The sequence below is a fragment of the Psychrobacter faecalis genome (genome assembly GCF_016107575.1).
Classification (GTDB): Bacteria; Pseudomonadota; Gammaproteobacteria; order Pseudomonadales; family Moraxellaceae; genus Psychrobacter; species Psychrobacter faecalis.
The window spans coordinates 25,825-45,145 of the sequence record NZ_JABAST010000013.1; the positions used below are offsets into that span (position 1 = coordinate 25,825).

Sequence of the window (19,321 nt, forward strand, 5' to 3'; positions counted from 1 at the left end):
ATTACTCGTTAATTTCTTGCTCATCAGACTCGTTTTGCTCAGTTTTGGTCACAGCCTTATTGATAAGATCCATCATATAGTTGCCACGCGCCGTCACTTCATCATAATGAAAGCGTAAACGCGGTGTGGTACGCGTTTTTAGACTGTGGCTTAATTCGGTACGCAAAAAACCCGCCGCTTTATTGAGGACCTTGATGCTGTCTTCATGGCTAGATTTGGTCATCGCATCGTTAAGCTCAGGCTCCATGATGGTGACGTAAATATCTGCGTAACCCAAGTCTGGGCTGACTTTAACGCTAGAGATAGTGACAAAGCCCGTCAAACGCGGGTCATTGACTTCATCACGGATAAGGACCGCAAGCTCACGCTGAATCTGATCAGCCAAGCGTTGTAAACGTTGATTCATGTTATTACCTTACTTTAATGTAGCTTATTTTTTATTGATGAGTAGGTTTGCTTAGTAACAAATTTTAGGACTAGCATTTGCTAAAAAAGGCCTAGCAGGGTGTACCTGTTAGGCCTAAGTACAGCTGAATATTAAGAATTGTCAAACGACTGCTTTAGATAGTACGAGCGAATTCTTGGATTTCAAAGACTTCGATTTTATCGCCCGCTTCGACGTCGTAACCACGAACCGCTAGACCACACTCCATACCGGTACGTACTTCATTAACGTCTTCTTTATAACGACGTAATGATTGCAATTGACCCGTAAAGATAACTTGGTCATCACGCAAGACGCGGATAGGTTTGTTGCGATAAATCGTTCCTTCAACCACCATACAACCGGCAGCAGCACCAAACTTACTAGAACGGAATACTTCGCGAACCTCAGCAACACCCAAGATTTTCTCACGATGTTCTGGCGCTAGCATACCACTCATTGCCGCTTTGACATCATCAATCAAGCCATAGATAACGCTGTAATAGCGGATATCCATTTTAGCAGCGTCCGCTTTACGGCGTGCGGTTGCGTCTGCACGGACGTTAAAGCCTAATAATACCGCTTCGCTCGATTCAGCCAATGTCACATCAGATTCAGAAATTGGACCAACGCCTGAGCTAATCACTCGAACTTTAACTTCATCCGTCGATAACTCATTTAAAGCCGCAAGTAACGCTTCAAGCGAACCACGCACGTCAGTTTTTAAGACGATATTTAAGAATGACACATCGCCTTGTTCCATCTGATCAAACATGCTCTCTAGACGCATGGCGTTCTGACGTTCAAGCTGGCGCTCGCGCTCACGGTTGGTTCTAAAATCTGCCACTTCACGGGCTTTTTTCTCGTCGGTTAAGACTAAGAACTCGCTACCAGCAGCGGGTGTTTCAGGTAAACCTAATATCTCTACAGGGATAGACGGACCAGCAGATTTGATTCGTTGACCATTTTCATCGGTCATGGCACGAACCTTACCATAATGCTCACCTGCTAGTACTAAGTCGCCCTGTTTTAAGGTACCTTTTTTAACTAGGACACTGACAACTGGCCCGCGACCTTTTTCAAGTCGTGATTCAATAACAACGCCTTGGGCAGCACCATCTAGCGGTGCTTCTAGCTCCATTAGCTCAGCTTGTAGACTGATAAGCTCTAGTAGCTCATCAATACCGTCACCCGTTTTGGCTGAGATACGCGCCATTGGGGTATCACCGCCCCATTCTTCTGAAACCACTTCTTTAGCAGTGAGTTCATTAAGTACGCGATCAGGATCGGCGCTTGGCTTATCCATTTTGTTGATAGCAACGATGATAGGCGTACCAGCAGCGCGCGCATGATCAATCGCTTCTTCGGTTTGTGGCATCATACCATCATCGGCAGCGACAACGATGACAACGATATCCGTCGCCTGTGCACCGCGCGAACGCATCGCACTAAAGGCGGCGTGACCTGGGGTATCAAGGAAAGTGATAACACCGCGATCGGTCTTCACATGGTAAGCACCGATATGCTGAGTAATACCGCCAGCTTCACCGGTAGCAACTTTCGTTGTGCGGATTTTATCAAGTAATGAGGTTTTACCGTGGTCAACGTGACCCATGATAGTCACAACTGGTGGACGCGTTTGCACGTTACTGCTACGCTCATCTACCGCATCTTGTAGATCGTCTTCAACTTTGGTATCACTAACCGGTACTGGGTTGTGACCCATTTCTTCAACAATCAGACTAGCTGTTGCTTGATCAATAGTGTCGGACTCGCGTGCGATTTCACCCATTTTCATGAGCAATTTGGTCACTTCGCGAGCTTTAACCGCCATACGCTGTGCTAAATCAGAAACCGTAATGTGTTCACTGATTTCAACATCGTAAACGATTTTATCGACTGGTTTTTCAAACTTATGCTGTGAGGCTTGCGTTGAGCGTAAACCGTTTTTACGGTTTTTGATTTCACGCTCGTCTTGATTCTTACGGCGACCACGACCGCGAGCACTGGTGCTACTGGTACCGCGTTTGATTTCGCGACGTTCTTTTTCAAACGATTCTTCTAAAGCATCGCCGACCAAACCTTCGGCTAACGGCTCATCTTTACGCACTTCAGTAGCCGGCTGATCGGTATATTTACCGGCCATTTTACGCATTTGCTCAAGGGTACGCTTTTGCGCTTCTTCGGCTTGCGCACGGCGGGTCTCTGCTTCGATTTCACGCAGACGCGCTTCCTCGACTTCACGAGCTTCGCGAGCTTTACGCTCTGCTGCCGTTTCAACTTTTGGTTTCGTCGCGGCAACTTTTTTCTTCGGCTGCTCTTTCGGTTTAACTTCTACCGCCGCTTTACCGCCTTTTTTCACCACTACTGAGGTTGAGATATCGTCATTCTTATCGTCTGACTTTTTGCTCGAACCTAAGCTTGCACGCATCGCTGCCAACGTAGCCGCTTGACGTTCTTCCGCTTTTTTCTTAGTAGCGGCACGCTCTTCTGCTTCTTTAGTTGCACGCTCTTGTGCTTCAATCATGGCTTGTTCGCGCGCTGCCAATTCTTCCGCCATCTTTTCTGGATCAGGCTTCTCGAATACTTTCTTTTTGCGCACTTCTACATTAACGCTCTTAGATTTACCTGAAGAGCCGGTCACGCGTGCGGTGCTGGTCGTCTTAGATTTCAGGCTAATACGTCGCTTTTCTTGCTGGCCATGACTTTGCTTTAAATACGTCACCAACTTCTCTTGCTCAAGCTCGGTGACTAGGTCATCCTCTGCGCGAGCAGGCAGTCCAGCATCTACCAGTTGCTGTTGTACAGCACTTGCGGTTTTGCCTACCATATCTGCCAGTTCTTTGACGGTCTTATCTGCCATTTATTATCACCTACTGTCTATTATTTGCTATATGTTCAATTCAGTTGTTGGCTACAAATGATTGGGTTAAGGCTAGTATTTGTAACGCATTTGATTGGGTTACGTCATACCAGCCCTTATTATCGATAGCATATCACTAAAAGACAGCGATATGCAGTTACCGCTTATTCATTGAACCAAGATTCCCGAGCTTTCATGATGAGTTTTCCTGCGGTTTCACTATCTAAACCTTCGATATCTTCTAGATCGAAGACGGCTTGTTCTGCCAAGTCATCGACAGTAATGATGTCTTTTTGTGCCATTTTATAAGCCCAACTGACTGTCATTCCTTCAAGATCTTGTAGTTCTTGACTTGGCTCTTTCATGTTCTGTTGTTTGACCAATTCATCGGCAATGACCACTTCTTTGGCACGCTCTTGAATCATGTCAATCGCTTCGTCGTCTAGGCCTTCGATATCATAAAAGGTTTCGACTGGTACATAAGCGACTTCTTCAATACTGGTAAAACCAATATCAACCAGCGCTTGGGCAAGATCTTTATCGACCTCTAAGCGCTCATAAAATAACTCAATAAAGGCCTTGCTTTCGTTTTCTTGACGTTGCTGATATTCTTCCTCTAACATCATATTGAGCTTATAGCCGGTTAACTCAGAGGCTAAACGTACGTTTTGACCTTGTGAGCCAATCGCCCGCGCCAATTGATCATTGGTGCTAAAGATAATATCCGCCGTTTGCGTGTCTTCATCGAGAATAATACTGCTGACGTCCGCTGGCTCTAGCGCACTGATGATAAATTGGGCTGGGTCATCTGACCACACCACCACATCAATACGTTCGCCATCAAGCTCTTGTTGTACCGCTTGGATACGCGTACCACGCATACCAATACAAGCGCCAACGGGATCAATACGATGATCGTTGGTTTTAACCGCTATTTTAGCACGCGTACCCGGCAAACGCGCGACATTGCGAATTTCAATAATTTGTTCGGCAATTTCAGGCACTTCTTTTTGCATCAATGCTGAGAGCATTTCAGGGTGCGTGCGTGATAACAATAACTGGGCGCCGCGGTTTTCGCGGTTAACATGGTACAAAATGGCATTGATACGAGATTTTGGGCGCAATTGTTCACGAGGTAGCATCTGATCACGTGACAAATAGCCTTCAGCGTTGTCACCTAAATCAATGATATAACCATCGCGCGTTTGTTTTTTAACTTCGCCATACATCATCTCGCCAATACGTGGCTCAAAAGCGTCGGCTACTAAATTGCGCTCTGCTTCACGGATTTTTTGAATGATAACTTGCTTGGCTTGCGTAGCTGCAATACGACCAAATTCAATCGATTCAATCTGCTCTTCTTTAATATCACCAATTGACCATTCGTCTTGGTCAAGATCGGTAATCGCCAGCTGACACGCAGGCATCTCATGGTCTTCATCTGCAACCACTGTCCAATAACGATAAGTATCATAATCGCCCGTCGCACGGTCAATAGCAACCCGTACCGCTACTTCTGGCTGATCGGTATAGACTTTTTTCTTCGTGGATACCACCAAAGCATCTTCGATTGCTTCAAAGATGTCTTCAGGATTTAAGCCCTTTTCATTACTGACAGTTTCTACTACCGTTAAGATTTCACGACTCATGCTATACCTGTCCTATCGTTTTATAATTGACTTAAACTTTATCGTTAATGTGTTGACGTTATATTTTCACCATAAGCCAAAGGCTGTTTGGAGAGTAAAATATTCATTTATCAAGCTACTGTTTTTAAACTAAGCATCTTCATAAATCAAGTTGGCTTTGTCAATATTGCTTAATGCAATCTCAAACTGCTCACCATCAGTGGCGGTCAGTTTTAAAGAAGTGTCATCAATACTGTCTAAAGTACCAGTTGCTTTGCGGCGTTTTTTATCGCCTTCACCAATCGCTTGGATCAAACGCAAGCTAACGGTTTGACCGACATAATCACGCATTTGCTCATCTGAGAAAAAGGCACGATCAAAACCTGGCGACGATACTTCTAAAATATACTCACCAGCAATCGGGTCATGAACTTCAAGAATACCGCTCACTTGATGATTTACCGCGGCGCAGTCCTCGATGGTCACTTGCTTATCTTGGGCTTGGTCTTCTGGCAATGCCTCAATATAAATGCGTAACAACGAGCGACGACCTTGTGGCGCAAATTCAATACCCCATAGCGCCACATCACAAGCAGCAACTGCAGGAGCAATAATATTGGTCAGTTCTGTAACTTTTGTCGAAAGCTTCATAATCTATTTATCTTTTCCTATTCACTTCTCGAACATAGCGAGTTAAGTGTTTTTAATTTTATGCATCGAACTTTTATAAGTTCAAAATTTATTAAAAGCGCTTTATTAATCAAAATCTTATGAATCAGAGTCTTATCAATCAAAGCTTTGTTAAGCATTGTCTTATATAGACAAGAATATTACTTCAGCAATAATTATCATTCTATTCTTAAAACGTAACTATTATGCCTGGCCTTATATACTAGGCGTTTTATGACTCGTGCTTTTATATAGGGATGAGCATAAAAAACATCAAGCTCAACCAGACAATGCCTTTATTATTTATAAAGCAGAACTATCGATAAAAGCGTGAGGAGTAAAGGATAGTATGCTTACCAAGCATCGCGCCGGTCGCGGCAGATGATGGTTAGTAACGAATAGCATCGCACTCTATAGAGATAGAGCTTAGCATAAGTAGGATAGATATCGCGATAACACCGACCATCAGATACAAAAAAACCCACAAACATAATGGTGGGCTAATCGTTACTGACAAATTTAGTGTACAAAACATCAGTATAAAAAGTGGTAGCGGGGGCTGGATTTGAACCAACGACCTTCGGGTTATGAGCCCGACGAGCTACCAGACTGCTCCACCCCGCATCAATCTAGAACGCATATTATAGAGAGGTTTTAGAGGGCTGTCAATACTTATTTTAGATAATAATCAAATTAAGCATTAATGACGATGAACCCTGCTTTCTATAATGTTTGAGTACAACAACGTTCAAGTAAAACATCATACAAATAAAGCTTGGTGCGATTGGGGGGACTTGAACCCCCACAGCTTGCGCCACCACCCCCTCAAGATGGCGTGTCTACCAATTCCACCACAATCGCATTTTTCTTACTACTCTGTTTTTGAGCTTTAACCTTTTATAACCGATGCATAAGGAAAGCAACGAAAGTTAAAGACCACTAAAAACAGAGAAGCATTGTAAATCTAACATCTTAAAATAGCAAGTACTGCCTGAATTAAAAGATAACTGCTAAAAATATCTGTCAAAACAATTAAACAGATACTAACGCCAATATAACTACTGAGGATTTTGTGTCAGCGGGCGTGGCGTTTGCGGCGCTGATACTGGCGCATCTAAACGAAACTGGTCTTCTGCTTGTTTACGTGCATGTACGGCAAGCGTCATACTGGTGATAAAAAATATCACCGTTAATACTGCAGTGGCACGCGTCAAAAAGTTTGCAGTGCCGGCGGCGCCAAATACGGTACCTGATGAGCCCGCACCAAAAGAAGCTCCGGCGTCTGCCCCTTTACCATGCTGTATCAAAATCAAGCCAATCATGGCAATCGCCACGATAATGTGCAGGGCTAATATAAACGTAAACATGGTGGCCTCTTTTGCCGCGTAATGACGACTGATAACGTAAAATAAATCGTAGGATTAAATAATGTAAATAACTGGCGTTTAACGATTGACCTCTAATATGGCCAATAACGCCAAACCAGTTGTGTAAATAAAGCAATCATCTAAATAAGGCGCATTGTACACGATTGCAAGGTCACTGTTAAAGCCACTTTTGCCAACTGCGAAAGACATTTTTTGAGCAAAGTTATTGTTCAATATGGATTAAATTGTAATTTTACTGAATACGACTACGCTTTATTGCCGCCAAAAGCCTTAGCAATCGCTAAAAAACTTTCTGCTTTTAGCGATGCGCCGCCAACCAATGCCCCATCAATCATGCTATCAGCAGCAAAACTGTCGGCATTGTCAGCATTGACGCTACCACCGTATAAAACCGTTATGTTGTCTAATTCGCCATTGAAGCTCGCAAGGGTTTGCTTAATATGTTGATGTGTCGCACTTACTTCAGCGACGGTTGGTACTTTGCCCGTACCAATTGCCCAAACTGGCTCATAAGCGATGATTAAACGCTCTGACAAGTTTGTAGCAAGTTCAGGATTTTGTGCAAGTAAATCTTTAATCACCGCTAATTGCGCATCAATGACTGCCAGCGTTTCTTTGGCATCATACTGCGCTTGGGTTTCGCCAATGCAAAATATCACGCCTAAGTTTTGTGTGAGGGCGTGAGCCATTTTTTGCAATAAGCAATCATGAGATTCTTGATGGTATTGACGGCGCTCAGAGTGTCCCAGTATCGTCCATGTTGCGCCAGTATCAGCAATTTGCTGCGCTGAACAATCACCGGTATAAGCGCCGGTACTGGCACTATAGGCGCTTATATCTTGAGCGGCGCTCAGTATTGAACTACCTTTTAGCCGCTCACTGACAGCCGTCAAATGAATCAGGCTCGGGGCGATCATCAATTGACAATCAGCGTTATCAGGCTGCTCTTTTGTGCTAACAGCCATTAATAAGTCATCTAGTAGCGCCTTGACGTCATGGCTCGTCGCTGGATTCTGCTTCCAATTTCCAATTACCCAAGCTTGCATACCTATATACCTTATCTTATCTATTGCTGCCAATATGGCTTATATGCGCGCAAGTATAACAAATATTTCCTAAGTGCTATAGTTATAGTATGAGGCGCTCAAAGTTGGAACTGATTTTGCATAAAATTATTTTAAATAAGTATTTGGCACATTGACGTTTTTAGCAGATTAGTCATCTTATACGCTATATAAAGTCTTTTAACTCTAAAAAATTCCTATATCATTCTATTTATAGAAAATAAAACCAAGGCAATCAATCATTTGTTTTTAGAATAAATGTTACTAATCAATGTAGCGATTATAAATAAGCTACTGGTGTTATATATAGTAGATGCTTTGGTTTCGGTAAAAAATACAGCCCATTTGGTATCACGCATAGAGAGGTCTTAATGTCTATCACAGCCAGTAAATATGGTGGTTTAGCGTAGCAGTTAATTAGCGAAGGCATCGTCAGCGAAGCGCATATGAAAACCGCGCAAACAGAATCACAACAGCAGAAAATGGGCTTGGTTCCCTATTTGGTTGACAATAAGCTGGCCAATGCTTATCAAGTAGCGCAGATGCTATCGCAAGCGTTTGGTGATCCTTTGTTTGATCTTGATGCCTTAAGCTCAGATGTCATTCCAAAAAACTTGGTCGATGAAAAAATCGTACGTAAGTTCAACGCCCTACCACTGTTTAAACGCGGGCAACGCTTATTTGTGGCATTGAGTGACCCGACCCGTATCGATGCCATCGACGCTATTGCCTTTAACTCGCGCCTGTCTATCGAGACTGTCGTCGTTGAAGAAGATAAGCTCAAAAAGCGTATTGAGAATCTGTACGCTGATACCATGCAAAGTTTTGATAGCTTTTCTGACAGCGATTTAAATATTGGCTTTAATGAAAGCGAAGAAGACGAAGGCGAAACCAAACTTAGCGACGGCGTCGATGAAGCGCCCGTGGTGAAGTTTGTTAATAAAATGTTGGTTGATGCCATTCGTATGGGCGCCTCGGACCTACATTTTGAACCTTATGAAAAAACCTATCGCGTGCGCTTTCGTGTCGATGGCGTCATGCAAAAAATGGCCAGTCCGCCGGTACAACTTGCGGGTAAAATTGCCGCGCGTCTAAAAGTCATGTCGCAAATGGACATCTCTGAGCGCCGTGTACCGCAAGATGGTCGTATTAAGCTTAAAATCTCTAAAGACAAAGCCATCGATTTCCGCGTAAACTCCCTACCTACCTTATTTGGCGAAAAGCTGGTTTTACGTATTTTGGATCCATCATCTGCCATGCTTGGTATTGAAGCATTAGGTTATGAGCCCGACCAAAAAGAGATGTTTTTAGAAGCCTTACATAAGCCTCAAGGTATGCTGCTGATTACTGGTCCTACTGGTTCAGGTAAAACCGTCTCCCTTTATACCGGTATTAATATTTTAAATACTGGCGAGACCAATATCTCAACCGCCGAAGACCCCGTTGAGATTAATCTTGAAGGTATCAATCAGGTCAACGTTAACCCGAAAGTCGGTTTAACCTTTGCCAATGCGCTCAAATCATTCTTACGTCAAGATCCTGATATCGTCATGGTCGGTGAGATTCGTGACCTTGAAACGGCTGAGATTGCGATTAAAGCAGCACAAACTGGACATATGGTGCTGTCTACCCTGCATACCAATTCTGCCCCTGAAACCTTGACGCGTTTGCGCAATATGGGAGTTGCCTCATTTAACATTGCAACGTCAGTGAACTTGGTTATTGCCCAGCGATTGGCAAGACGTTTATGCAAAAATTGCAAAAAACCCATCAATATACCGCGCCAAAGCTTGCTTGAGCTTGGTTTTACCGATGCTGATTTAGACAACCCAGACAATGTCATTTATGAACCTATTGGCTGTAATGAATGCCGTGAAGGCTACAAAGGCCGTGTCGGTATTTATGAAGTGATGAAAGTCAGCCCCGATATTTCGCGCATTATTATGGAAGATGGTAACGCCATAGATATCAAAGACGCTGCCCTTAAAAACGGCTTTAGAGATTTACGCCGCTCGGGTATTTTAAAGGTGCTGCAAGGGGTAACCAGTATTCAAGAAATGATGCGCGTGACTTCTGAATAACGACCGTCGAAAAACAAAAAGTTCCAACTCGTGATTTTGAGCCTTTATGTTTATGAATTAGTAATATTGTTTAACAGATATACTTAGATATAAAACAGATATATACTGGCTTTTTTCGCTAGAATAAAGTAAGCCAAAGGGAAAGTTGCTGAAATTATCCTGCTTTTATAGGTTTGCAACTTCTTGTTGATTCTTTCCATGACAAATTACAAGGGTAGTAACATGGCCAAAGCTAAAACCGACATGCTATTAGACTTTGTCTATGATGGAGTCAATCGGCGTGGGCAAAAAGTAAAAGGCGAAACCACCAGTCGTAGCTTGGAGTTGGCAAAAGCAACCTTGCGCAAACAAGGTATCACCGTTAAAGCCATCAAGAAAAAACCCAAGCCTTTATACACCTTTAAAAAGTCTATTAAACCGATTGATATTGCTATTTTTGCGCGGCAGTTGGCAACTATGATGAAAGCTGGCGTGCCATTAACCCAGTCTTTTGAGATTGTTGCTGATTCTCTTGATAACCCGAGCATGAAAGATTTGGTCTTACAAATAAAAGCCGATATTGAAGCTGGTGGTACCTTTGCTTCAGCACTGCGTAAACATCCACGCTATTTTGATGACCTTTTTTGCTCGCTTGTTGATTCTGGCGAGCAGTCCGGTTCGTTAGAGACCATGCTAGAGCGGGTTGCAACCTATAAAGAAAAAAGTGAGCTGTTAAAAGCCAAAATTAAAAAAGCGATGAAATATCCTATCGCCGTTATTGTCGTTGCCATTATCGTCACTATTATTCTACTGGTTAAAGTTGTTCCTGTATTTGCCGATTTATTTGGTTCATTTGGTGCCGAACTACCTGCGTTTACTCAGATGGTAGTAGGGATGTCAGAATGGATGCAATCTTGGTGGTTTATTTTAATCGTACTGATTGGTGGCGCCGTCATTGGCTTTTCAGAAGCTAAAAAACGCTCTAAGAAGTTCCGTGATTTCTTAGACCGTGCGGTATTAAAAGCACCCATATTTGGCAATATTGCTTATCAAGCGGTTATCGCTCGCTTTGCGCGTACATTATCGACCACTTTTGCTGCTGGTGTACCCCTGATTGATGCTTTAGATTCTACCGCTGGCGCTGCAAATAACGTAGTCTTTTATAACGCCATTCAGCAAATAAAAAACGATGTTTCAACCGGTCAGCAATTGCAATTTTCGATACGCTCAACCAACTTATTCCCAAGTATGGCGATTCAAATGGTTGGTATTGGTGAAGAATCAGGTAGCTTAGAAGAGATGCTCGATAAAGTTGCGGTCTATTACGAAAACGAAGTCGATAACGCTGTTGATGGTTTGACCAGCTTAATGGAGCCGTTAATTATGGCGGTGCTCGGTGTATTGGTTGGCGGCTTAGTGATTGCCATGTATTTACCAATCTTCCAAATGGGCTCAGTGGTAGGCTAACAGCCACTGCAAGGAAAACGATTTCATGCAATTTCTTCAGTTATTACAAGAAAATATGACACTCGCTTTAATTATTTTTGGTCTACTTGGCCTCTGTGTCGGCAGCTTTTTAAATGTGGTAATTCATCGGACACCGCTTATGATGTTAACGGCTTGGCGGCAAGAATGTAGCCAGTTTATGGCTGAGCAAGCAGACATGCCACCTGAACATACGCGACCATTATCAGATATCGTCGCTGCTGATACTCCCATCACACTAAGCACACCTGCTTCACGCTGTCCGCACTGCGCCCATAAAATAAAGTGGTATGAAAACATCCCTTTAATAAGCTGGCTTATATTACGCGGGCGCTGCTCAGACTGTAAAGCTGCTATCGGACTGCGTTATCCTATTGTTGAGCTGGTAACTGCTCTGCTATCTATGTTGGTCATTTATCAGTTTGGCGTCAGCGCCGCAGGATTATCAGCATTGATTTTGGTCTGGACGCTGGTTGCTTTAACGGGTATCGATTTTGATACCCAGCTATTGCCTGACCGCCTGACCTTTCCTTTAGCGGGCTTAGGATTGGCGGTAAATTCGCAAGGCTGGTTTGTCTCACCTACGCAGTCAATCTGGGGACTTTTACTTGGCTTTTTATCTTTGTGGGTCGTGGTAAAAATCTTTTATTTCATTACGAAAAAACACGGCATGGGACAAGGCGATTTTAAATTACTAGCCGTCTTGGGTGCTTGGCTTGGGCCTATGATGTTGCCACTCATTATCTTGCTCTCCTCCCTATTAGGTTCTATCGTCGGGATTATTCTGATGAAAAAACAAGGAGAAAGTCGTCCTTTTGCTTTTGGTCCTTATATCGCCATTGCTGGTATCATTGCATTATTATACGGCCCAGATATCGTCAATTGGTATTTAGGAATGTACGCTTAAACCCCTATACTGACGCAAGTAGACGCGCAATTTCTCAAAAATGCGCTTTAACCTGCTAGAATAGGCTATTGGTATATTGTAGCCTCCCTCTTCTATCGGTTAAATAAGTCATTACTATGTCAAATTATGCCTCATCTTCATCTTATTCCTATCAGCCACAGTCGCCCCAATCCAAAAGCAAGACGTTAGTTGTCGGCTTGACCGGCGGTATCGGCAGCGGGAAGTCGGCGGCAAGCGATTGGTTCGCGCAGCAAGGGATTGATATTATTGATGCAGATGTGATTGCTCATCAAGTGGTCGCTAAAGGTAGCGCTACTTTACGTAAAATCAAAAGAAAATTTGGTGATTGGGTATTAAATGATGATGGGGAAATGGATCGCGCCGCCGTGCGCACTCATGTCTTCACCCATCCTGAAGCCTTAATTGAGCTTGAAGCCATCACCCATCCAGCCATACGCGAAGCGGCAAAGCTGCAACTAGCAGCCAGTACGTCGCCATATGTCGTGCTATCAGCGCCACTACTGATTGAGGCAGCAGAAGCGGGCCTTGCCAATTTATGCCAGCGTATATTGGTGATGGATGCCACCGAGGAAACTCAGCTTGCCCGTGCCAGCCAGCGCGATGAGCAAAGCGTGCAAAAGATTAAAGCCATTATGATTAATCAGCTCAGCCGCGAAGAGCGTAATCGTCATGCAGATGATGTGGTGCTTAACGAGAGCGATCTTGCGGCGCTATATTTACAGCTTGAGCCATTACATCAAAACTATCTTACGCTTGCCCAGCAGCTAAAGTTCGCTGCCGATTAATCTCATAGAGCGCCATACCAGTCGCCACACTCACATTTAAGCTTTGCAGGTTACCATGCTCGTTGCCTGACATCGGAATATAAACCAGCTCATCGCAGCTCTCCATCGTCAGGCGACGCATGCCCTCGCCCTCAGAGCCCATAATAATCGCAGTTTTACCCGTCATATCAGCAGCATGTATTGGCTTTGCCTCTGCATTTAATGCGGTGCCAAACACAAAGACGCCAGCATTTTTAATCTTGCTTAACGTACGAGCCAAATTGGTCACACTAACGATAGGCATCATCTCGGCAGCTCCTACCGATACTTTCGCAACCGTTGGCGTCAGGCTTGCCGCATGGTGTTTGGGGCAAATAACGGCATCAACGCCCATGGCCACTGCGGTACGTAAACACGCACCAAAGTTATGCGCGTCGGTAATTTGGTCGAGCACCAATAATAAGCATTGCTCACGCTTAGCAAGGGTATCCAATAAACCTTCGTCAGCGAAACCTAACGGACGCGCATTCAGTACCACGCCTTGATGCTGCGGGCTACCGCATAGCTGAGTAAGCTTATCTTTTTGTGTCGGTTGAATACTAATACCATTATCACGTGCTTGCGCCATAATCGCTTGTACGTGGCTGTCGCTCTCACGTCCTTGTTGGACAAATAAACTGAGTCCATCAAGCGGGCGATATTCGAGTAAGGCTTCAATCGCGTGAATGCCATAAAAATAGCTAGGTTTTGCCATAGTGGGTCTACAATATAAAAGTGGTATCGCGTACGGCGATAAAAAATAGGAAATATAGTCAGTCCTAAATAAAATCAGTACAAGTATGATGACCCGCTACTGGTATTCATTTTGCGCAGCCTCTGTCTGCGTAGGCACAGCAAGCAAGGAAAATGAATACCAGTAGCTCTATGTTCATCTTATAGCGGACTGCCTATATAACGATAATTGTAGCAATTAACGCGTGGCGAAACGAAAAATTATTAAAATAATTGCAAAAAAAAGAAATAAACCTTGGCGTAAGATTTATTTCTTCTAACTTGTTTATTTAAAGGGGTGGCAAGTTGTCTTGTAACACCTTTAATCGTATGATTTTTTAGCCAGCTTAACCTTCTAAATGACAAATATACTGCACGATTTCTTCTGTACGCAAATTAAAACCACTATTGCCTTCGACTACGAATGACTGTCCTGCGCGGTAGTAGCTAAATTCTTCCTCACCGTTTATTTTGACCTCACACTCACCGCTGATGATTTCGATGCGCTCCGAAGTATTGGTGCTAAAGTGATAGTGCTCAACCAAATTGTCGCAAGGCAAAATAACCCCGAGCGTTTTATGGCGACCGTCCTCAAACATAATGGTATGGCTTGAGCAACGACCATCGTAGGATATCGTGGCTTGAGCATTGACTGTTACATTGGTAAATTGCGCCGCTGTCATAGTGGCTTCCTTATCAAATAATTATTGCCAAACTAAAAGACCAAATTGAAAAACTAAATAGCAGAATAACTCATCGCTTAACTGACAGTTCTATTACAACTTTTTGACGATTCACTCTATATTTAGCTCGATATAACTGTTAACCAAATAAAGACTCGCATAGAGAATACACTATGAAAAGTAATGATGAAACGCTTACTTTGTCTAGCATGAACTCACCTCTCGTCTTTTACTAGAAACATCATAGATAGCAGATTGTATGAAAATCTGGTGGTAAGAGTTTATCATTATGTGAGATTATGCTACCACATTATATCTATAAAGTTTGTTACAGCGACTAGGAAAGTTGCGCTTATTGTTAAATGAATACCTAGCTTTGATTACCTTTAAAATTTGTATTTCCTACCTTTTGCCACCATAATATTTGCCAATTATCGTTATCTTATTAACACCATTTACCAAAGCTGTTTTTATTTATTTATCCTATTGTAGACCTAAAAATCAGCCTAATTGCTGATATTTATTGTCTGCCATGAGAGGCGTTGATGCTCGTATCATTAACTTTACAGCAGTTTGCATTGATTGCTCAGCATGAGCTGAGCATGGCTGAAGGCTTCAATGTCATCACCGGTGAGACAGGTGCTGGCAAGTCATTATTACTAGATTCGCTGTCTTTGTGCGTAGGTGAGCGCGCTGATAGTGCCATGGTCAGGCACGGCGCGGCGTATGCTGATATCTATGCGCAGTTTGATGTAGAAAATAATGACGTCGTGGCAGAATGGTTTGCCAAGAACGAGCGCCCTTTAGAAGAACCTGAAGTCTTGATTCGCCGTCAGCTTAGTAATACAGGACGCTCTAAAGCCTGGTTAAATGGCACGCCGGTCAGCTTAGCGGAACTTAAAAGCTTAGGCGCTTTATTGGTAAACATTCATAGTCAACATGCCCAGCAAGCCTTACTAAAGCCACAATTTGTGGTGCAATGGCTTGACGAGATGGCACAAATCACGCCACTTGCTGTACAAACGACCAGCAGCTATCAAGCTTATCAGCAGCTCAAACGCCGCGCTGATGATATCGCCAGCCGCGAAGCTCAGCGTCAAGATCGCATTCAATTGTTGCAAAGCCAGCTTGCTGATATTGCGCCGCTACTCGCGGTTGATTATGCAGAAGTAGAAGCGGAGCACGAAGAGCTGTCTAATATCGAAGCGTTGATGACGGAAGCCAGTCACGGTTTACACCTGCTCGATAATGACACCGATGAGCCGGATGTCATGACCTTGCTCGGGCAAGCAATTAAGCTTTGCGACAATCAAATGAGCGTCAGTCAAACCTTTGAGCAGGCGTCCGAACAGTTGCATTTGGCGCAGCAGCAAATCACTGAGGTCACAGGCTTGCTATCGGATTATGCGGAACAGCAATTACCCGACCCTGAGCGCTTGCAAACACTCGATAGCTTAATCAGTCTTGGGCACCGCTTGTCGCGTAAGCATGGCCTGCCCGCAAGCGATTTGATTGATGAAGCAAAGCAGTGGCAAGCGCAATTAGAACAGTTAGAAAACGAGCCAAGTAGTGATGCAATGGCAGCGCAAATCGAGCAAGCATGGCAAGAGTATTTGTCACTTGCCACTGAGCTTAATAAACAGCGCTCAAAAGCGGCGCCAAAAGTCAGTAAACAGCTGATTGCGCAATTACAACCGCTTGCCCTGCCAAATGCGCGCTGCGAGTTTGTCTTTACCAAAAAGACCGATCCTAGCCAGTATAATGGTCAAGGCTGCTATGATATCGATTTGTTGTTTAGCGCCAACGTCGGTATGCCGATGCAGCCGCTACATAAAATTGCCTCAGGTGGTGAGCTGTCGCGGATGGCACTGGTCATGCAAGTTCTGCAAGCGACCAATGCTAATAATAATGCTGCCAAGCCGATGCTCGTCTTTGATGAAGTGGACGTCGGTATCAGTGGCGGTACGGCGCAAGTGGTTGGTGAGCTGTTACGTGCGCTTGGGCAGACGCAGCAGTTATTGGCCATTACTCACCAAGCACAGGTTGCGGCGCAAGCGCATCAGCATATCTTGGTACAAAAACATCATGATGAGCAAACTGAGAGCGAGTTATTAATTTTGACCGATAGCGCGCAAGTCGATGAGCTGGCCCGTATGTCTGGCGGTGTGACCATCACTGATGTCACCCGTGACCATGCACGTAGCTTATTAAGTGATGTTAAATAATGATTATCGAGTGATGGCTACTAAATAGCTGGCAGGTACATGGTTAGTAGAAAATAACTCGCAAATAATGACCAGTCGAGAGTACAGTCTTTTAGCAAACAATCGCTAAATATTTGCTTTAGTTGATTTTTTACGCCTAAACGCCATATAGTGGTCTATCCTCTTAATAATTTCACCTTTAATATTAGGTTGCGTTTGTTTATATGTCTAAAGCCAATTTGACCCATCACTTCTTAATCGCGGCGCCCGAGCTGTCAGACCCACGGTTTGAGCAGGCGCTGATTTATATCTGTCGCCATGATAAACATGGGGCGCTTGGTCTGATGGTCAATCGTCCGATAGAGCAAGCGCGCGTCGGCAAACTGCTAGAAGACTTAGACATTGAGGTCACCGATCCGCAAGTAATGGAAGATATGGCGCTAGAAGGTGGGCCTATGTATCCAGAAGTCGGTTTTGTCCTGCATACCGGTCAACCAGAATGGGCGTCGTCTTTTGCCATCTCAGAAAACGTCTGTATTACTACCAGTCAAGATATTCTAAAACGCATCGCTGCTGGTCAAGGTGTCGGGCATTATCAGCTGTGCTTAGGTCATGCCAGCTGGGGTAAAAAACAGCTCGACCAAGAACTTGCGAGTGGCGACTGGCTGGTTTGTCCTGCGGATCTGAATTTACTGTTTGATACGCCATTTGCAGAGCGTTGGCAAATCGCTGCCGATAAGATTGGCGTTAATTTTGACTATTTGAGCAGCGATATTGGTCATGCCTAGCGTTATATATTAAGTGCTATATACTGAGCAGCATTTGCTTCATGAAGACAGAAACAGGAAGTACCCCAAATTATGGTCAATAGTATTCTTGCAGATAGCGCGGGCGCTATAACTACTGATAGCACAGACGCTATAACTACTGATAGCGCTACAGAGCCAACGATTAAGCCGCATCTAATTTTGGCGCTCGATTATGGCGTCAAAAAGATGGGGATGGCGCTAGGCAATTCTATTACCGAGACGGCGCGCGCCTTTGATATTTTGGCGATGAATAATGGTCAGCCGGATTGGGACAACCTGCTTGGTATTATCAAAGTTTGGGGCGTGGCAAAAGTGGTGGTCGGATTGCCACTCAATATGGATGGTAGCAGCTCAATGTTGTCCAAGCGGGCGCACAAATTTGCTCGTCGCTTAGCGCATAGAATTATGGAGCAGCGTTTACCCGTCATTGTCTCTCTCTGTGATGAACGTCTGACCTCAGTTGCGGCGCGTGAGATAGCTTGGGAGAATGGCTGGATTCAAAACGAGCGTGACCCGATTGATGATATCTCCGCCTGCATCCTGATGTCGACGTATTTTGCTGATCCGAGTAGCAGTCTCGCCATCGACGCCATTAAAGCGAATTAGTAGAAAGCGGTTGAATAGTACGCTAAATCCATGGCTAATATACCGCGCCTCTTCGCTATATCATCTAAACGAATAAATGACTGATTAATATGACCACTGTCTCAGATCCATCTTTGCAAAACAAGTCGCAACGTGGCTTTGCACCGCTAGCGATTGCGCGTATCAAAGGCGCGCAGCGAGCAAACCAGATAGCGATTTATCTTATTTATGCCGCTATTCTCGCCTTTATGGTCTTTGGCACCATTGCTAGTATCAAAGCCTTTCATAACAATCAGCTGCTTTATCAATTGTTCTATAACCTGCCCTACGCTTTGGTGGCGCTGACGATTCCTATTACTATTTATGATGCATTGGTGATTTATCGTTATCGCTTAAATCAGCCATCAATGATTGCCATGAGTATTGGTGTATCGACGGTTATATTACTTGGCGGGCTACTATTTGCCGATACTGCTTGGTTAGGATTGGCATGTTGGCTTGGGGTGGCGTTTTTATTTAAGGTGAGCTTTAAGCGCTTTTTTAACTTTTTAGACGCTGAAGAAACGTCTGAAAATGTTAAAGAAACATAAAACTTCCTGATAAAAATGCCATCACTAATAAAGAACTGAAAACATTCACCATATTTTATTGATTTAAAAAACGACTATGACAACTTCAACATCTGATAGTACCATTCAACATCATTTAGATACCCAAGGGCTGATTTGCCCTGAGCCGGTGATGATGCTACATCGAACCATACGTAATGCCGAAGCTGGCGCAGTGATTGAAATACTCGCTACAGATCCTGCGACCACTCGCGATATTCCTAATTTTTGCCGTCATTTGGGGCATGAGCTTGTAAAGCAAGAAACGCTTGCTGAAAATGTGCCGTTAAATATTGATCCTGATGAAATCACAATTACGGACGATGATGATGCACCTATTAACGCCACGCTTTATCGCTATTTGGTGAAGAAAAAGAATGCTTAAATG

Annotated in this window: 17 protein-coding genes and 2 tRNA genes; 9 read left to right on the forward strand and 10 right to left on the reverse strand. The window is 43.9% G+C overall.

The genetic code is table 11. The annotated features are described in order from the left end of the window. Window position 1 precedes the first annotated feature (1 nt). The 8 genes from JFC07_RS05970 to tpiA form a co-directional block, all read right to left on the reverse strand. The gene (locus JFC07_RS05970) at window positions 2-406 is read right to left on the reverse strand and encodes a ribosome-binding factor A (RefSeq protein ID WP_068407899.1); all 405 of its coding nucleotides are present in this window, start codon (window positions 404-406) and stop codon (window positions 2-4) included. Window positions 407-560: 154 nt separating this feature from the next. Then, on the reverse strand, window positions 561-3,287 hold the full coding sequence (gene infB / locus JFC07_RS05975) for a translation initiation factor IF-2 (RefSeq protein ID WP_068407901.1): 2,727 nt from the start codon (window positions 3,285-3,287) through the stop codon (window positions 561-563). A gap of 164 nt (window positions 3,288-3,451) precedes the next feature. Next, window positions 3,452-4,936: a transcription termination factor NusA gene (gene nusA / locus JFC07_RS05980; RefSeq protein WP_068407903.1), complete on the reverse strand. Its 1,485-nt coding sequence runs from the start codon at window positions 4,934-4,936 to the stop codon at window positions 3,452-3,454. A gap of 129 nt (window positions 4,937-5,065) precedes the next feature. Next, a complete protein-coding gene (rimP, locus tag JFC07_RS05985; protein ID WP_068407904.1) occupies window positions 5,066-5,566 on the reverse strand; it encodes a ribosome maturation factor RimP in 501 nt (166 codons plus the stop codon). A 565-nt stretch (window positions 5,567-6,131) separates the two neighbouring features. Continuing rightward, window positions 6,132-6,208, reverse strand: a tRNA-Met gene (locus tag JFC07_RS05990). A 152-nt stretch (window positions 6,209-6,360) separates the two neighbouring features. Then, window positions 6,361-6,445: transfer RNA gene (locus JFC07_RS05995), tRNA-Leu, on the reverse strand. Between the two features lie 197 nt (window positions 6,446-6,642). Next, window positions 6,643-6,951: a preprotein translocase subunit SecG gene (gene secG, locus JFC07_RS06000; RefSeq protein WP_025652589.1), complete on the reverse strand. Its 309-nt coding sequence runs from the start codon at window positions 6,949-6,951 to the stop codon at window positions 6,643-6,645. A 266-nt stretch (window positions 6,952-7,217) separates the two neighbouring features. Next, window positions 7,218-8,018, reverse strand: coding sequence for a triose-phosphate isomerase (tpiA, locus tag JFC07_RS06005; protein WP_082894377.1), 801 nt, complete (start codon window positions 8,016-8,018; stop codon window positions 7,218-7,220). Window positions 8,019-8,452: 434 nt separating this feature from the next. Here tpiA and pilB point away from each other — a divergent pair, with 434 nt between their 5' ends. The 4 genes from pilB to coaE all read left to right on the forward strand — a co-directional run bounded on the left by pilB (window position 8,453) and on the right by coaE (window position 13,294). Beyond that, window positions 8,453-10,117 carry a type IV-A pilus assembly ATPase PilB gene (gene pilB / locus JFC07_RS06010; RefSeq protein ID WP_102076717.1) on the forward strand — a complete coding sequence of 555 codons (1,665 nt, stop codon included), beginning with the start codon at window positions 8,453-8,455 and terminating at the stop codon, window positions 10,115-10,117. Window positions 10,118-10,339: 222 nt separating this feature from the next. Next, a complete protein-coding gene (locus tag JFC07_RS06015; protein WP_193029866.1) occupies window positions 10,340-11,563 on the forward strand; it encodes a type II secretion system F family protein in 1,224 nt (407 codons plus the stop codon). Window positions 11,564-11,588: 25 nt separating this feature from the next. Further along, window positions 11,589-12,488 (forward strand): prepilin peptidase, encoded by a 900-nt coding sequence (locus JFC07_RS06020; RefSeq protein ID WP_068407907.1) that lies wholly within the window; start codon window positions 11,589-11,591, stop codon window positions 12,486-12,488. A 116-nt stretch (window positions 12,489-12,604) separates the two neighbouring features. After that, window positions 12,605-13,294 (forward strand): dephospho-CoA kinase, encoded by a 690-nt coding sequence (coaE, locus tag JFC07_RS06025; RefSeq protein WP_068407908.1) that lies wholly within the window; start codon window positions 12,605-12,607, stop codon window positions 13,292-13,294. Here coaE and rlmB read toward each other — a convergent pair. Both rlmB and ppnP read right to left on the reverse strand, forming a co-directional pair. Further along, the gene (rlmB, locus tag JFC07_RS06030; RefSeq protein ID WP_068407911.1) at window positions 13,257-14,027 is read right to left on the reverse strand and encodes a 23S rRNA (guanosine(2251)-2'-O)-methyltransferase RlmB; all 771 of its coding nucleotides are present in this window, start codon (window positions 14,025-14,027) and stop codon (window positions 13,257-13,259) included. The genes coaE and rlmB overlap by 38 nt on opposite strands. Window positions 14,028-14,391: 364 nt before the next feature. After that, window positions 14,392-14,727, reverse strand: a complete 336-nt coding sequence (gene ppnP, locus JFC07_RS06035; protein WP_068407914.1) for a pyrimidine/purine nucleoside phosphorylase — start codon at window positions 14,725-14,727, stop codon at window positions 14,392-14,394. Window positions 14,728-15,272: 545 nt separating this feature from the next. On the opposite strand from ppnP, the gene recN reads away from it, so the two are divergent. The 5 genes from recN to tusA all read left to right on the forward strand — a co-directional run bounded on the left by recN (window position 15,273) and on the right by tusA (window position 19,318). Continuing rightward, the gene (gene recN / locus JFC07_RS06040) at window positions 15,273-16,952 is read left to right on the forward strand and encodes a DNA repair protein RecN (protein WP_198328645.1); all 1,680 of its coding nucleotides are present in this window, start codon (window positions 15,273-15,275) and stop codon (window positions 16,950-16,952) included. Between the two features lie 203 nt (window positions 16,953-17,155). Next, window positions 17,156-17,719, forward strand: coding sequence for a YqgE/AlgH family protein (locus JFC07_RS06045; protein WP_068407919.1), 564 nt, complete (start codon window positions 17,156-17,158; stop codon window positions 17,717-17,719). A gap of 72 nt (window positions 17,720-17,791) precedes the next feature. Next, a complete protein-coding gene (gene ruvX, locus JFC07_RS06050) occupies window positions 17,792-18,346 on the forward strand; it encodes a Holliday junction resolvase RuvX (RefSeq protein WP_068407922.1) in 555 nt (184 codons plus the stop codon). A gap of 89 nt (window positions 18,347-18,435) precedes the next feature. Continuing rightward, window positions 18,436-18,915, forward strand: coding sequence for a hypothetical protein (locus JFC07_RS06055; protein ID WP_068407925.1), 480 nt, complete (start codon window positions 18,436-18,438; stop codon window positions 18,913-18,915). A 76-nt stretch (window positions 18,916-18,991) separates the two neighbouring features. Beyond that, window positions 18,992-19,318: a sulfurtransferase TusA gene (tusA, locus tag JFC07_RS06060; protein ID WP_068407927.1), complete on the forward strand. Its 327-nt coding sequence runs from the start codon at window positions 18,992-18,994 to the stop codon at window positions 19,316-19,318. Window positions 19,319-19,321: the final 3 nt, after the last annotated feature.